A 16,137-nucleotide genomic window follows, 5' to 3' on the forward strand; every position below is an offset into this window, starting at 1 on the left:
TTCAAACCCCTAAAGTAGCACCGCCATCGACACATAGGTCATGCATCGTAATATGTCGTGCCTGATTAGAGAGTAGAAAGAGAACAGCATCAGCAATATCCGCAGGTGTGGCCAGCTTTTTGAGCGGTATGCCTAGCCGGTACGCTTCGAGTGATCCAGCGATGACAGCTTGCCCTCCGTTCCCATCAGGCCAAAGTGACCACTGCATGGGAGTTTCTGTTGATCCGGGTGACACGACGTTGCAGCGAATGTTGTGCTCAGCGTTCTCAAGCCCCAGGCATTTAGTAAACATTGTCGCCGCAGCTTTGGAGGCAACGTAAGCAGACATATGCATTCGTGGAACCCCTGCGGCATTCGATCCCACCGTTACGATTGAACCCGAACTCCGTGGTACCATACGTTTAATTACTGCACGAGATACGTAGAAAACCCCCGTAGAATTGACCGCGAAAGTTGTAGCCCAGTCGTCGTCAGTGAGTAATTCTATCGAGCCTGTCCGCAGTAGCCCTGCCACGTTGACCAACATATGAATCGGTCCGATTTCATGTTCAATCCGATTCACCATTTCATCAACAGCAACGCTGTCACTCACGTCTGTTGGGAAGGACGACACATTGCGGCCTTCTGCACGAAGTTCAGTCACAAGTCTCTCTAGCCCCTCGGCATTGTTATCCATAGCCGCAACGAGAGCCCCCTGTTCAACCAATCCACGTACCACCGCTTCTCCAATTCCTTGAGCGGCACCTGTCACTAGAGCAGTTCTTCCCCTGATTCCCATAGTGTCCATTAATTAAATTCAATCCCTCTCTTTCATAAAGGATGATATCCATTATTCGATAATGATAATCATTATCAATTAATAGAACCGATGATATATACAATTTCAAATCGTGGCCACCATCGAATTTAGAAAACCCATCATTCCCCGGTGACCCCTATATGCAACAACGCAATACTGTTTTATATTTTCGATCCATGCAGCACTTTAACATCTTCAGAAGAAATGAGAGAAGGACGTGATGCAAATCTCAAAGCGCGGCTAATCAAGGCTGGTAGAAGCGATACATGACCTTCGTCCTCAAACTCTTTAAATTCTACACATACGCCTTGATTAACGAGAGTTGCTAAACGATTTGAAAGCTCCTTCGCGTTCTCGTATATCCGACTTTTATGAAATTTCTCCAATTCCCCCATCCCTAGCAGAATTCTGACGTTGACAGGCTCCTCTTGCAAACGAACCGTGAATTGTCGCTCCTCTTTAAGCATTATTCGCTTGTTCCAATGAATAGATGGACTACCTGCAACATAGGTCTGGAATGCCTCCGGCTTCGTAAAAAGCACATGTAATACGAAGAGACCACCCAGTGAATGACCAAATAGCGTTTGCCTACTGCGGTCAATCGTATATTTCCTTTCAATTTCCGGCTTTAGCTCCTCTTGAATGAATGTCAAGAAATCTTCTGCCCCCCCTTGTTCCGGCCAAGCTCTGCCGTCTGGACTTGCAGGTAACTCAGTAACGGACACAGGTAGTGTGAAATCATAATGACGTGCAGAAGCAAACGGATCTTCTGTTGGGTAACCGATGCCTACGATAATCGTCGGAACTACGCCCGTTCGTTCAGTCCTACGTGCTTGTACGCGCATCGCTTCCACCATCGTTCCAAATACCGCATTGGCATCCAGTAAATAAATCACCGGATAGCCCGAGGAGGGTGGCTCTCCACTAGGCATGGCCACATAGATACGATATTCTCGGTTTCCAGTACGATCGTGCATTATGCGTTGTTCTGTTCTAGGTATTGTGACCTTATCGCCTGTACTGTCCTTGACGATGACTTGAGCGTGTTCGATTATTTTGTGATCCACCGTATTTAATTCCTTTCATCAAATGATAATCATTATCAGTTATGATTATAAATCACGTCCTCTTTTCTCACCATGGATGATATCCGGTTATATCGCTGGACTATATCCATAATTTTACTCATCTATCTCTCATATGGAAATTAGCAAATGTTTAATTCATTAGCTCCGTACTTTGTTTCTATATAGTAAAAATATAAAATAGGGTACTCCAATGATGGCCACGACGATGCCAACAGGCAATTCAGCAGGTGCAAAGAGCATTTTCCCTAAATAATCAGATACGATAACTAGCAGTGCTCCGACCACTCCGCACACCGGAATAATTCGCTTATGTGTTCTACCGATCAGGCGCCTCGCGATGTGTGGTGCCATCAGTCCGATAAAGCCAATTCCTCCCGACACAGATACGCATGCGCTAATGATACCTATGCTACTTAATAGGAGCACCGCTTTTTCTTTTTCTGTAGAGACGCCAATGCTTCTAACACTATCTTCATCCATCTGAAATAAATCTAGAACATATGACCTTCTAACGATCACTGGGATTAACAACACAAACCACGGTAGAATAGACACGATATATCTCCAATTAGCATTGTAGATACTGCCGGAAGTCCATACTGCCGCCATCTCGAAATCTGAAGCATTCATTTTTAAAGTCAAAAAAAGCGAGACCGCACCTAGCCCTGTACCTATCGCAATGCCCGTCAACAGAAGTCGCTGAGACTCCAACCTGCCATTCTTCCAAGAAAAAAGATAGATAAGTAGTGCAGCCATTAGTCCGCCCACCAATCCAAACAAAGGCATCGCCAGAATCGATCCCCATCCCGTTCCTTTTATTTGGCCTTGATAGAAAAACAAGAATAGAACCATCGCCGCACCAGCCCCGGCGTTAATTCCTAGTATTCCTGGATCAGCTAGCCCATTTCTCGTGATACCTTGAATCACAGCCCCTGCAATGCCTAATCCCATACCGACGAGTCCTGCAATTAGAATTCGCGGTAGACGGAACTCCAGAATAACCAAATCCTGATCCGGCTTAGGGTCTATTCTTAATAAAGTACGTATGACATCTTGAACCGTAATATCGAATACACCATTCGTCAGACTCACATACATCGTAACCAGTATCATTCCGATACCAACGGCTAGCACCGTAACGTAACGCTGCTTGGAAGCATTATTCAAACTTCCCGCCTCCCTTCGTTCTTGTTAAATAGAGAAAGAAAGGAACGCCAATCAATGCAGTCACCACTCCAATCGGCATCTCAAACGGATAATTGAGAAAACGGCTGAGTACATCGCAAAGCGCTAAGAAGATCCCGCCAAGTAAACCCGAGCATGGAATGATCCATTTATAATCGAGCCCTATCAAGAACCGCGCAATATGAGGAACAATCAAGCCGACAAAACCTATTTTACCTGCTAAGGCTACCGATATCCCTGTTAGAATAACAACGCTCAATGTAGTAACGAACTTAATCATCATTGTATTTTGTCCCAAGCCCATAGCAACATCTTCACCTAGAGCAAGAATCGATATCGACTTAGAAGCCCAGAGCGCTATCAGAATTCCGACAATTGCAAATGGGATCGCTAGCTTAATAAGTGTAGGGTCCATCTGATGTAAGCGCGCATTGTACCAGAAACTAATATTTTGCGAGATTTGGAAATAGATCGCTAACGCTGCGGAAACACTGCTCAGAAACGTGCCTATAATCGTACCTATAATTGCCATCTTAATAGGCGATAGTCCCCCGGGTAGTAGGAGTGACAGACCAAAAACGATGACAATGCTAAGTGTCGACCCCACAAATGAGTACAATATCATTTCCAAATTAGATGAATTAGGCAAGAATATCATGCCTATCGTAATGGCAAATGCTGATCCATCGGTAACCCCCATAATAGAAGGGGATGCAAGATAATTTCTTGTCATCCCCTGCATAAGTGCCCCGGATATGGCTAGAAAGGCTCCAATCAATAGAGCTCCGACCGCTCTTGGAATTCGAGACCGCATAATGATCTGATGATCTACATTACCTGGATCAAAATGGAACAGTGCATCGCGAATCGTATTCATGTCTATGCTTTTGGCTCCATATAGGATCGACAGCAACATCGTCAACCCAATGATAGCCGGTGAAGTCCATATGATCAGGGTAGATGTAGGAATTCTTAATCGCATATTACACTACTCACTTCGCTTGAATTAAATTACTGTTTTTTACGGCTTCAAGGAATGATATCTTGCTGTAAGCCGTGCCCCCTTGAGCAATCGGATCTACCAAATTAACATATACATTGTTATTCTTTATCGCATTAATGCTGGTCCATATAGGGTTACTCTGTAAATCTTCAAAAAACTTTGGTGTATCTTTATTTTCTTCTTCCGAAAATTGAATAAAGAGATAATCCGGATTAATCTCCGAGAATTTTTCTAATGAAATCATTTCTTGAGCCTTCGCTTGTAATACTTCTGCTGGAGCTACTGCACCTAATTCCGCATATATGGAAGGGTTAAAAAAGACATCTGCAGGATAAATGGCAATATTACCTGCCCTGATTCTAATCGCTAGCACCTTTTTGTCTTTGAAAAGGGGTCCTACCTTTGCTTTTACTTCTATGAGTTCAGCTTGATATTGTTCCAGCACCTGTTTCGCTTCTTCCTGCTTTCCTGTAAGCTCTGCCAGCAAATTCAGATTTGTTTTCCAATCTGTCGAGATATGAGATACGGGAATTGTCGTTCCAACCTTCCTGAAATTCTCCAATGACTCCGCAGGAAACTTGGTACTGCCCAGTATAATATCAGGTTTAAGCTTTAACATGGTTTCGATATTGGGCAGCATTTTTTCCCCAATTGCTTCCACACCATCGGTAATCTTGGCGAACATCTCGGGGAATTTCCCTCCTACTGTTGTCGCTCCTATCGGTTTAACGCCAAGCACGAGTGCATCTTCCATTGATTCCATAGCCCCTGCAATGATAATGTTGTTCACCTTGGAAGGGACTGTATAATCTTGACCCAAATACGTAATCGTTCTATCCTCTGATGAATCGCTTGTCTGCTTCTCTGTGGAATTGTTGCTAACGACGTTCTCGCTATTTGAACTTGAAGCCCCTGCACCGTTTGCCGGTTGGGCATCCTTATTATCCCCACAAGCTACTAACACCAACACCATCATGGAAACCCATACCATTGCTAAAACTTTCTTACTCATTATCTATAATTCCCCTCTCCACTACTGATAACTATTCTCAATTGAATTATAGACCACGTCTTCTCCAGCGAACATGGACAATATCCAGAATCAATTTGGACGATCTCCATCTAGAAGCTTCAACAAATCATCTACAATTCGTTCACAAGCATAGGCGGAATATTCCCGCCACGGATCTGAGGAAATAAAATGCACATGGTTTCTACGGACTGCTTTCAAATCCTGCCACAGTGAGGAGGACTGGAACAGTTCCCAATACCTCAGTGACTCTGGTTCCTGACATATATTTAATAAAATTCGATCTGCATCGAATTGTGCGAGTTGATCCGCTGTCATAATCTGATTATACTCAGCAGGATCGAAACCAGATGGCGGATTGAGTTGCAAATCATCATAAAGTACATCTCTCATCCCTCGAGCAGGACAAAGATAGTAGCACTCCTTATGAACACTCATCACGAGAACCGTATCGTCACTCAATATCTGATTCAAGCGCCCCCTAGCGAACTTCACCTTCTGATCATAGTTATGTAACCAGGAATCTGCTTCTTGGGATACTTCTAGTAATTGCGCTGTCAGTTGCAACTGCTCTCGCCAATTTATATCCATCAAGGGAATAAAGGAGACAGGTGCGATTTCCTCCAGTTTCTCCTTCTCATGAGAATCTAAATTATCTAAGCTTATGATCATATCCGGTCCAGACTGGCTTAGTGCTTCAATATTGGCCTCCCAGTCTTTGTTAAAGCGGTACCCACTGAGGTGTAAGGGGATATCCTTTCGATACATCTTATAGTAGTAAGCTGACCACTTCGGATGAAGTGGAGCCGCATATGGGATCATCTTAAGAGCAAGTAACTGACCTAGAATGGGCGTGGAATAGGCTACAATTTTACGACGACGATTCTTCATATAGGCTGTAGGGGATACGCCAACCTCCTGCTTGAACCTGCGGCTGAAATAAAATTCGTCGTTATAGCCCACTTGATGAGCGATATCACGTAATCGTGCGTCCGATTGTACCATGAACTGTTTAGCACAATTAACCCTCACTTCCGTCACATAATCGATGGCGCTTTTACCGTACGTTTTTTTAAATAAATCCACATAATATTTAGGGCTAACCTTCGCCATTCGGGCCAATTGCTCAATCGTCAAATTCTCGTTATAATGGCTTTCTATATAAGCTTTCGTGCGGTCTAATGCCGTTCGTGAGTCTGTCTCAGGCGACAGTCGAATGTTTGTCATGATCCAATATAGTAATTCCTGAAAAACAAACTGTCCGCGAAAGCGTTCCAATGCTAGATCACTCCGACAATGGGTGTACATCAAATCACATAATATGATCGGCTGAGTCTGGGGATAAATTAATATCTCCCCCTTTAGCGGACACGAATCCATCGGCACCGCATCTCGAAATACCTCGAACTTGATAACATATAGATCCAGCCCATCTACATCTTTCGAAGATACTCCGATCGTTTGTCCAGGCAGAGCGATATGTACAATATCCTGCTTCAATAGATAATCATGAAGATCCATCGTCAACCGACCCACGCCGTTCTTCACGATGATCAGGACATGCGAATCAATAAGTTGTTGCTCCATCCGACCACCACGTAGATATTCGATACTTCTAATTTTGAACAACAAATGATCCAGTGAAATATCTATATGTTCATCATGCAGAAACGTATTGGACAAGATGAACACTCCCTCTCTATTCTGAAAATGATAATCATTATCGTTTATAATTTACCATGCTAGAATGTAAACAGTCAACATATTTACCAAGCCCAACCAAATAGATATGGCGCTGATATACAAAAGAGAACCAGAACTCAATATATGAGTTCTGGTTCATCATTTCAAGGACTTAGACTATATTATGATTCATCATCGTTATCGTCATCATGGTCATCTAAATCTTTATCCACAGAAACAATCTTAGCTGTCTTCGCATCCACCCCAATTTCAGCTGTTCCTCCATCTATCTTCAATTCGACTTCATAGACGAGTCTGCCTTCATCACGGTCTAGAGTAACTTCAATAACTGTACCTTTGAGATAATTCACTGCGACAGCACTTGCTTTACTAACTCCAATAGTGGAACCATCCTCAATGGATGTAGCATTGGTCATTTTATCGTCATCATCATTGTCGTCATTGTCATTTCTAACCCCTAGAGACTTACCCGTATAAGCGTCAATTAATACATCTACATCCTTCTGTCCTTGATCAATCTCAACCTCGTAATATAGTTGGCCCTTTTTCTTCTCCAGCTCAATGCTTTCTACTTGACCTTTAGCTACTGCTAGCGCTTTTTGTTCGGCCTTTTCAATTCCAATCACTTGCTTCTGCGTACTGTTACTTGTACTAGAATTAGCAGCTTGTACATTCCCTATACCGTATACTCCACCAATAGCTACTACAGCTAATAACACACCCGCACCTATTTTTTGTTTCGTCTTCATTCATGTTCCTCCTCTTAAGTTGCTTTCTTTTATAATCTCAATATACCCTTACTAAATGAGAACAAAGATAGAGAAAGATTAGAATTTGATGAGAATCAGAAAGAACTGCCTACCCTCGACATCAATATAGAATGAACTAAGGCTATCTAACTGATATTCACCTGAGTCGTTTGAGTCTTAAATTGTATGCGTTATTATCGAATAACTGCTTTTCTAATTATCGTTATCGTCATCATCCCAAGTCACGGACATGATTGCACCCGAGATCCCATTCACCTGTACCACCGCTTCACGTCCATCCTCTGTGTCAATTTCCACAAGATAATATCTATTGGCATCCTTGCCTCTAAACTCCACTTCTTGAACATTGCCAGGTACCTGCTTGAGAGCAAGAGCGATGGCTTTGTCACTGGTAACCAAATTTGAGGATCCTTTACCACTACCCGTCGTAGGATTGTTGTGTGGCTTATCTACGTTAGGTTTTGGATTGGGTACTTCATCTGGTTGTAGCTCATCAGGAACAACGGCTTCCAATCGTTTAATCGATGTAATTCCACCCGCACCGGCGTTTACCCTCAGCTCGTATAGCCCCTTCTCTAATTGAACCTGTATTCGATATGCATCGTTCTCAAGCGAAGTATTCACGATCTCACCAGGATACTCAGCTAGCACAACACGGATGACTTCCTCCTCAGATAGAATATCCGGTGAATTCGCCCATGATTTCCATACGGTTCCAAGTGTCACTACTACCGCAATTATAAGGACAGCACTCGATATCCAACCTATTTTTTTGTTCATTCAGGGTTCACCTCAGTTCATATATCCATAATATACAGGTGTTTGGTTAGAATACGGTGAGAATCTACAACTAGCTGATATTAGGCGCTTCTCTTGTCATCCCTATCACCGCTGTCGTCCCTTTCCCTTCCACACTTTGAAGCTCAATACGTACTCCAATAACTTCAGCTATCTCTACAGCTAGGGAAAGACCAAGCCCTACGCCCCCACCCTGTCTATTTCTTGCCTCATCCACGCGGTAAAATCGGTCAAAGACAAGTGGTAGTTTGTCGCTAGCAATTCCAATACCACGATCGATAATACGAATATACGCCTCATCATCTAATGATCCAACTTCAACCACAATGTCATCGTCACTATACTTCTGAGCATTATCCAAAAAAATAAACAAGAGCTGCTTGAGCTTATTCTCATCGGAATAGCCGAATACATCTGGTGTCCCGTCTACATGAATCTCCCTGCGATAAGCATTTCGAAATGCTTTGGCAGACCCCATCGCTAATTCCGAAAGATTTAACTTTACGATGCTGATATTCCATTGCTCCTTTTGCTTAGCCAGCAATAAGAGTTGCTCCGTCATTTCTTTCATTCGAATCGCTTCGGAATGAATCGCTTCAATCGATTCATGGAATAATTCTGGGCGATCCATACCTCTTCTTTTCAATAGACTTGCATAACTCTCGATAATCGTCAGGGGTGTCTTAAGCTCATGTGATGCATTAGATACAAATTGTTGTTGCTTTTTATAATTATTCTCAAGAAGTTCGATCATATCATTAAATGTCATACTCATTTCCATCAGCTCGTCTTTCGAATGACCCTCAAGCTCCAAACGATTAAAACGTCCGCTACGCCTAATTTCTTTCATTGTAAGGGTCATTGCACTTATCGGCTTCATAATAAGACGACCTAGTAGGCGAATTGAGAACAGTACAGGGATCAATGCAATACATGTAACGACCATAAGTACAATTCGAAGAACCTGAAGCGTGTCCATCGTGCTTTGCATACTTTCCGTCACTTGAATATTCATTACCTCGCCATCCGACCAGATCACCGGTACAGACACGGATATGTATGTCTGATCTAAGTCATCTATGACTTGAACTCGCTTGGTTGTGTCATATATGGCTTTCTGCTTACTGAGATGTTGTTGTGAACCTGAAGTAACGGGAGGAAGACCTGTCCCATCTGAACCTATCATTCGAATCATTCCATCAACAGGTACATAACCACGTAATAAATCTTGTGTTGGAATCTCTCCAGCTGCCTGGCGCATACCGTTAGCTATTTGTATTGCTTGAGCTTCTGCACGATCTAATTGATTATTGACAGATAATTCACTAAACATATAGTAAGTAGATAAATTCATAACAATGAGTAATACAGCAAATAAAGCGGACGTATACAAATGTATTTTGCTTCGTAGCCTCATGGAGTGTCCTTCAGCACATAACCGACACCACGAACGGTATGAATGAGATCAGGCTCGCTTGCACGATCAATTTTTTTGCGTACATACCGAATATATACATCAACAACATTCGTATCTCCGTAATAATCATACCCCCATACCGCAGATACAATCTGCTCCCTACCCAAGACCTGCCGTTTGTTCTTGAGAAGATATACGAGCAGATCAAATTCACGTGGCGTTAAATCAATGGAATCATTCTCTCGGAATACTTCCCTCGTGCTTTCATTAAGCTTCAAATTGCCAACTGTTAGCCACTGCTCCGTGATAGCTTGCTCCGTCTGGAGCGCGTTTAATCTTAGAGCAGCACGTACACGTGCGAGCAGCTCTTCAATGATAAATGGTTTAGTAATATAATCATTAGCCCCTAGATCAAGACCTGAGACCTTATCTTCAATCGAATCTTTTGCTGTCAGAAGTAGAATAGCTATTTGGGAATCGTTCCCCCTAATTTTCCTGAGCAACTCAATCCCGCTCATCCCTGGAAGCATCACATCTAATAAAATGAGATCAATCCCACCAGCACGATAAACCTCCAGTGCATCGATTCCATTGCTGACCTTAGCCACTCGATAGCCTTCAGATTCCAACTCAATTTCGAGAACTCTAGCTATCTTCTCCTCATCCTCTACAATCAGTATGTATTCACTCAGTGCTAACGCCCCCGATCTGATCTTTATATGATGTCATATATAACATTATAATGTAACTTGTCTGGTATTAATCACAAAAGACTATGCACACGATAAATAACCTCGATAAGCATAGTCTTTTACCCATATATAATATGAGCCATTCTACTTTAGTTCAATCCATCTAGCTTAGATATCCCCCTTGACACTTGCAGCAAACTGATGAACAGCTTCCATGGTCGGCATCCCTGCTTGAGCTCCAAACTTCGTTACCGCTAATGCCGAGACCTTGGCTGCGAATGAGACGGCTTTCTCTAAATCAAGATCTAATGCTAATGAATAAGCTAGTGCCGCATTAAATGAATCTCCTGCCCCCGTCGTATCCATCACAGGTACCTTATACCCTGGAATCATGTGCAATTTATGATGGTCCATGAAGGCTGATCCATCCGCACCAAGCGTAGTGATGATATTAGCTACGCCTCTGTCCATTAGATCTTGTATAGCTATCTCCAACTCATCGCCTTCGGCGTCCCGTCCCGTAAGCAAACCCAACTCCGAGCGATTGGGTGTCATGTAATCCACCTGACGAAGTAGCTCGTCAGGTAAAACCTGTGCTGGTGCTGGATTAAGAACGACTGTCTTGCCATATGATTTCGCTTTGTTGACAGCGTAGCAAACGGTTTCTAATGAGATTTCTAATTGAATTAGAATAATATCTGCTGCTTGAATAACATCATCGTACAGATCAATATCCTTAGGCAGTAAATCCTGATTAGCTCCTTGAACAACAACAATACTGTTATCTCCACTTGCTAGAAAAATAGAAGCAATACCCGTAGAACTACTATCTACAATCTTCACGGCGTGTCTATCGATCCCGTTATCATCCAAAGCCTTCAATAACTCCTGTCCGAAGCTATCTCCACCGACAGCACCAATCATCGTTGTCTTGGCGCCTAGACGAGCCGCCGCTACAGCTTGATTAGCCCCTTTACCTCCAGGAATAAATTGCGCTTTAGACCCGAGAATTGTCTCACCCAGCTTTGGTTGTCTGTCTGCTTCAATCACAATATCCATATTCAAGCTACCGATCACAACTATGTTAGGAACCTTCATGCTCTTCTCTCCTTTTCGTGGAACTTCTCTCTATTAACTTTACATCTAACTCATGCACTTTATCTTCTATGATACAACCTTCTATTTTTTTAATTAAAATTCTAGAAACCATAGCTCCCATTTCATAAATAGGCTGTGCAATAGTCGTTAATTCAGGTTCTGTAATTTCAGTCATGAATATTCCATCAAAACCACAAACGGACACTTGCTCAGGCACTTGTATTCCTAAGCGGTGTAATGCTTTCAAGGCACCAACTGCCATCAGATCATTCCCAGCAAAGATTGCATCTATGTCAGGATGTTGCTGTATGAGTAGTTCTGTAGCTGCAATGCCGCTTCTAATACTGAAATCACCTGGGACCATAAGAGATGGACTGAACCACCCAAACCCTTTTACTGATTTCTCATAGCCCAGTAATCTCTCTTTAGCCGTAACCAGTTCCTGCGGACCATAAATATGCCCGATTTTACGACAACCCGATTCCAAAAGATGCTTAACAGCTAATTCCGCACCCTCGAGATTGTTCGATCGAACGACGCTACATGCTTCATTCGTAGGCGCCCGATCTAGACAGACAAAAGGAATGTTATATGCGGCCAGTTTATTCACATCACCTTGTGATAATGTATTGGAGGCAAAAATAATACCATCGATAAATTGACCCTTTAAAATATCAATGTAATTCCTTTCTTTATCCACATCCCCATCGGAATTACAAAAAATAACGGTAAATCCATAAGTCGTTGCCACATCCTCAACTGCCCTCGCCAACTCAGGGAAAAAAGGGTTAGAAATATCAGGCAACACTAAAGCGAATGTTTTGGTATTCTTACCTGCAAGTCCTCTGGCAACTCCACTAGGTATATATTTTAATTGTTCTATCGCACGTTTAATATTTAGTTCTGTCTCAGCATTCACATACCCACTTTTGTTTAAGTAACGAGAAACAGTAGACACTGAGATTCCCGCCAGTTTAGCTACGTCGCGTATCGTTGCCATTTTCACTCCACTCCTAATTTCCCTTGTGAGGTATCGGTACCACAATTATACTATTTATTACTGTAAACATGATGAATATATGCATGGTAACGGTACCACAAAAATATATCATACTCTTTTTGTATTTGCAACTTATAGATCCCCGCACCGGAGCAAGCAAAACATACTAACATTAGTAGCACAGACCAAGGCCATGGTCTGTGCTACTATTTTTTTATAGTAGAAGTGAAGTAAGGTCGAACAGCCCCTAGGATCGATATAGAATCCGTATTAAAAACCGACCGACTTCACACCCTTATTTGAATCAGTTTAGTATGTTGGATCCGTGAGATCGTGTATAAGAAAATGGAATCGGTAAGGCACTGTGAAGACTTCTATGATTGCTACGAAGGAGAAGATGAGATGAAACATGTTGTGGCATTTGATGTCAGTATGGGGAAAAGTACGATGGTGATCTACAATCGTTACCGTCAATGTGAATTTGAAGGAGAATTGGAACATACTTATTCAGCGTTCAAAGCATTAAACGAAAGACTCCAATCCTTAACCGTTCAAGATGGCCAAGCACCCGAAATCGTATTTGAAGCAACAGGTGTTTATTCAAAAGCATTAGAACGATTTTTCCGAGTAGAGGGCTATGATTATTGCCGAATCAATCCACTAGAGGCCAACCTACAAATGGCCTCGATGCGTAGACAAAAAACAGATAAAAGCGATGCACATGAGCTCGCTAAATCCCATTTCCGAGTGGAACGGGAAAAGACGTATCAGGAAGATGACTATTACCTTCAAATACGTGCCTTAACACGCTACTACGATGAGTTAGATCATGAAATCGCACATCTTTTCAATCGAATGCATGCTATTCTACAGCTCAGTTTCCCAGAGCTAGAAAGACTATTTTCTACGCGCTCCGCCCTTTTTCTAAATGTTGTTCAATGTTACGCTCATCCAGATGAGGTATTAGCTTGTTCAAAAACAGTCATTCGAAATCGTTTAAAAGCAAACACAAGAAAAAATTTATCATGGATACGTGCAGAAGAAAAAGGGATGGCCTTACTCGAAGCTGCAAAAAATTCATATCCAGCTATTTCAAAGGATGATGTACGTTGCGAACAAGTACGAGATTATGCCAAGCGGATGGCTCATTTAAAGGGAAAAAAGGAAGCACTCGTCAAAAAAATGGTCGAGCTATCGAGGGAGCGAACGGAGTATCAAGTCCTGATATCTTTTCCTGGAATTGGCGAAGCAACAGCTGTTCGTTTAATCGGAGAAATCGGTGAGATACGTCGCTTTAAAAGTCACAAGCAATTAAACGCATACGTTGGCATTGATATTAGGCGTTATCAATCTGGAAATACCTTTTACAAAGATAAAATCAATAAGCGTGGAAATCATAAACTGCGTAAGATTTTGTATTATATGATTCAAACGATGATTAGCCTTCGGAAAAAGACAATGAATCACATTGTAGAGTATTATGACAAATTAAAAACGCAACCTCAGAGAAAGCCTCATAAAGTTGCGTCGATCGCTTGTGTGAATAAGTTCCTGAAAGTAGCATTTCACCTTATTACACACGACATCACCTATGATTACGAAACAGCATCCGCCTGTTTGTAAAAGGTTAACTCCACTATACCATATCTGGCCTAATGAAAAAAAATGAAAATGGTTAGGTCTTTTTGGTGTATGCAATTTTTTTAATTGAAAGGTTCTGTCCTTCTGCTCAATATAAATACATTTTTCAGAAAAAGATTCATGAGAACACTTGACTAGAGGTAAGAAATGGGGCTGTCCCATAAGTAGATTAATCTTCTGGTGAGACACTCACTTTTCTAAAAAAGAGACTGATGTCCAAAAAAGCAGGTCAAGGTGGTTATCCTGAAGTGCTCCCTGTCAAGTGGACAGTGTAAAAAACAAAAATAGTTAGACCTCGATTCCTCGGCTGGTTTGAACAGAGCTGAGGTTTTTTGTTATACAGTTCGGCGGTATTCATTAGGTGACAAACCACCCAAACACTCTGTATAGCGGTAGTTGTTGTAATAGCGAATATATTCGCTAACGTCTTTAAAGACGTCTTCATAGGTGTGAAACTTTGTAAGATAATAGCTTTCTGATTTGTAAGTACCCCAAAATCGTTCAATAGGTTGGTTGTCCAAGCATCGGCTCACACGAGACATGCTTTTCATATATCCATATTTTACGTGGAGTCGATTATACTCATGAGATGTGTACTGGAAGCCTCTGTCGCTTTGGAGGAGTGGGGTTACACTGGGATTCTTCTTGTAAGCCTTCTTCAGCGTATCCATCACGAGTTTATTGTTGTTGGAATGGCTTAATACCCATGAAACAATGGCGTTATCGTATACATCGATAATAGCGCTTAAATAGGCCTTGCGACCATTCCCATACTTCAACTCGGTGACATCCGTACACCACTTTGAATTAGGAGAATTGGCATCAAAGTTACGTTTCATTACATTTTCAACGACATGGATTTCAGAGGCTTTCACGTAGCTCGGCCGTTCCCTACGGATGACTGCTTTGAGTCCAAGAGCACGCATGATTCGATAATAGCGTTTTTTGTTGTAAGTCTTTTTGAGTTTTCGGTTTAGCTGAGTACGCATTTGACGATACCCAAGTATCCCTTTTCGCTTGTCATAACGAAGCTTCACTTCTTTAGCTAGCGCATGAATTTCAAGTTCCCTGGCAGATGGCGTCCAGTTTAACCACTTGTAATAGGCAGATCGAGCAACCCCTGCTAACGCACACAACTTCGTAATTGCGTAACCTTTTTCTTTGTTCAGTTCTTGAATCGCATGATACAAGTCTACTTGTCGAACGAGGGTTAGCGTGTATTTCGTTGCTTGATCTGTGCCAACTTTTTTGCGAAGGAGTTCTCCATCTCCAGGTATTCGTTCCGAGCTTCTAATTGCTTGATCCGTAGCTTAAGACGTTCATGCTCATCTAGTTCCTCTACAGGCTTTTTGCGACCGCGATTGTCCTTGAGAGCATCCTCACTGCCTCCTTGATATTTCCGAACCCATGCGTACACTTGCTGATAGGATACATCGTACTTTGCGATCGCTTTCTGATAATCCAAATCATTAGCGATGGTATATTGTGCAATTTCAATGCGTTCTTCAAAAGATGTTTTACGTCCATTATTCATATGAGATAGTCCCTTTCCTTTACGAGTAGGTTTCAATTCTATCTCACTAGTATACTTGGAAATCCAATTCCTCAGGACACTTGTACTTGAAATATGGTACTTTTTTGTTACCGCTGATAAGGAGTAATGACCAGACAATAACTCTTTAATAGCAGCAAGCTTCGCTTTCTTTGAGTATGTTTTCCATGTCTTTGATTCCTTTAGCCCTTCCAAACCATCTGCCTTATATTTTCTTATCCAATCCGTGACGGTTCCCTTACTTACCCCGAGCTGTTTTGCTTCATAGTTTGGATTTGACTTATGCCCAAGACACCGCTGAACGGCGTGTAATTTTACTTCTAAAGAAGTAGGACTTCTTTTAGACATTAGAAAAACTCC

General features: G+C 42.1%; 15 protein-coding genes. 1 reads left to right on the forward strand and 14 read right to left on the reverse strand.

Annotated elements, in window-relative coordinates; all coding sequences use genetic code 11:
• Position 1: 1 nt before the first annotated feature.
• The 12 genes from UB51_RS13765 to UB51_RS13820 all read right to left on the reverse strand — a co-directional run bounded on the left by UB51_RS13765 (position 2) and on the right by UB51_RS13820 (position 12,584).
• Complete coding sequence (locus UB51_RS13765) at positions 2-787, reverse strand: 2,3-dihydro-2,3-dihydroxybenzoate dehydrogenase (protein WP_044877784.1); 786 nt, start codon at positions 785-787, stop codon at positions 2-4.
• Between the two features lie 173 nt (positions 788-960).
• Positions 961-1,866, reverse strand: coding sequence for an alpha/beta hydrolase (locus UB51_RS13770; RefSeq protein ID WP_044877785.1), 906 nt, complete (start codon positions 1,864-1,866; stop codon positions 961-963).
• Between the two features lie 159 nt (positions 1,867-2,025).
• Positions 2,026-3,054, reverse strand: a complete 1,029-nt coding sequence (locus tag UB51_RS13775; RefSeq protein ID WP_144407021.1) for a FecCD family ABC transporter permease — start codon at positions 3,052-3,054, stop codon at positions 2,026-2,028.
• Entirely contained in the window at positions 3,047-4,054 is a 1,008-nt protein-coding gene (locus UB51_RS13780; RefSeq protein ID WP_044877786.1) for a FecCD family ABC transporter permease, read from the reverse strand. Before UB51_RS13780 ends, UB51_RS13775 begins: the two co-directional genes overlap by 8 nt.
• 10 nt (positions 4,055-4,064) lie before the next feature.
• Positions 4,065-5,087 (reverse strand): ABC transporter substrate-binding protein, encoded by a 1,023-nt coding sequence (locus UB51_RS13785; protein ID WP_044877787.1) that lies wholly within the window; start codon positions 5,085-5,087, stop codon positions 4,065-4,067.
• A gap of 90 nt (positions 5,088-5,177) precedes the next feature.
• Entirely contained in the window at positions 5,178-6,788 is a 1,611-nt protein-coding gene (locus tag UB51_RS13790; protein ID WP_234405442.1) for an AraC family transcriptional regulator, read from the reverse strand.
• Positions 6,789-6,970: 182 nt separating this feature from the next.
• Positions 6,971-7,558 (reverse strand): PepSY domain-containing protein, encoded by a 588-nt coding sequence (locus tag UB51_RS13795; RefSeq protein WP_044877788.1) that lies wholly within the window; start codon positions 7,556-7,558, stop codon positions 6,971-6,973.
• 213 nt (positions 7,559-7,771) lie between these two features.
• A complete protein-coding gene (locus UB51_RS13800) occupies positions 7,772-8,359 on the reverse strand; it encodes a PepSY domain-containing protein (protein ID WP_044877789.1) in 588 nt (195 codons plus the stop codon).
• Positions 8,360-8,429: 70 nt separating this feature from the next.
• Positions 8,430-9,794 (reverse strand): sensor histidine kinase, encoded by a 1,365-nt coding sequence (locus tag UB51_RS13805; protein WP_044877790.1) that lies wholly within the window; start codon positions 9,792-9,794, stop codon positions 8,430-8,432.
• Positions 9,791-10,486: a response regulator transcription factor gene (locus UB51_RS13810; RefSeq protein WP_044877791.1), complete on the reverse strand. Its 696-nt coding sequence runs from the start codon at positions 10,484-10,486 to the stop codon at positions 9,791-9,793. Before UB51_RS13810 ends, UB51_RS13805 begins: the two co-directional genes overlap by 4 nt.
• Before the next feature lie 168 nt (positions 10,487-10,654).
• A complete protein-coding gene (rbsK, locus tag UB51_RS13815) occupies positions 10,655-11,584 on the reverse strand; it encodes a ribokinase (RefSeq protein ID WP_044877792.1) in 930 nt (309 codons plus the stop codon).
• Positions 11,571-12,584 carry a LacI family DNA-binding transcriptional regulator gene (locus UB51_RS13820; RefSeq protein WP_044877793.1) on the reverse strand — a complete coding sequence of 338 codons (1,014 nt, stop codon included), beginning with the start codon at positions 12,582-12,584 and terminating at the stop codon, positions 11,571-11,573. The genes rbsK and UB51_RS13820 overlap by 14 nt, the downstream gene beginning before the upstream one ends.
• A gap of 402 nt (positions 12,585-12,986) precedes the next feature.
• Between UB51_RS13820 and UB51_RS13825 the strand changes: the two genes are divergently transcribed.
• Positions 12,987-14,207, forward strand: coding sequence for an IS110 family RNA-guided transposase (locus UB51_RS13825; protein ID WP_044877794.1), 1,221 nt, complete (start codon positions 12,987-12,989; stop codon positions 14,205-14,207).
• A gap of 353 nt (positions 14,208-14,560) precedes the next feature.
• Here the strand turns inward: UB51_RS13825 and UB51_RS13830 are convergent, their stop codons facing one another.
• Both UB51_RS13830 and UB51_RS13835 read right to left on the reverse strand, forming a co-directional pair.
• Positions 14,561-15,520: an IS3 family transposase gene (locus UB51_RS13830; RefSeq protein ID WP_144406940.1), complete on the reverse strand. Its 960-nt coding sequence runs from the start codon at positions 15,518-15,520 to the stop codon at positions 14,561-14,563.
• Positions 15,436-16,125, reverse strand: a complete 690-nt coding sequence (locus UB51_RS13835; protein ID WP_044876000.1) for a helix-turn-helix domain-containing protein — start codon at positions 16,123-16,125, stop codon at positions 15,436-15,438. Before UB51_RS13835 ends, UB51_RS13830 begins: the two co-directional genes overlap by 85 nt.
• Positions 16,126-16,137 lie beyond the last annotated feature (12 nt).

Origin of the sequence: Paenibacillus sp. IHBB 10380 (assembly GCF_000949425.1) — a bacterium.
Lineage (GTDB): Bacteria > Bacillota > Bacilli > Paenibacillales > Paenibacillaceae > Paenibacillus_AQ.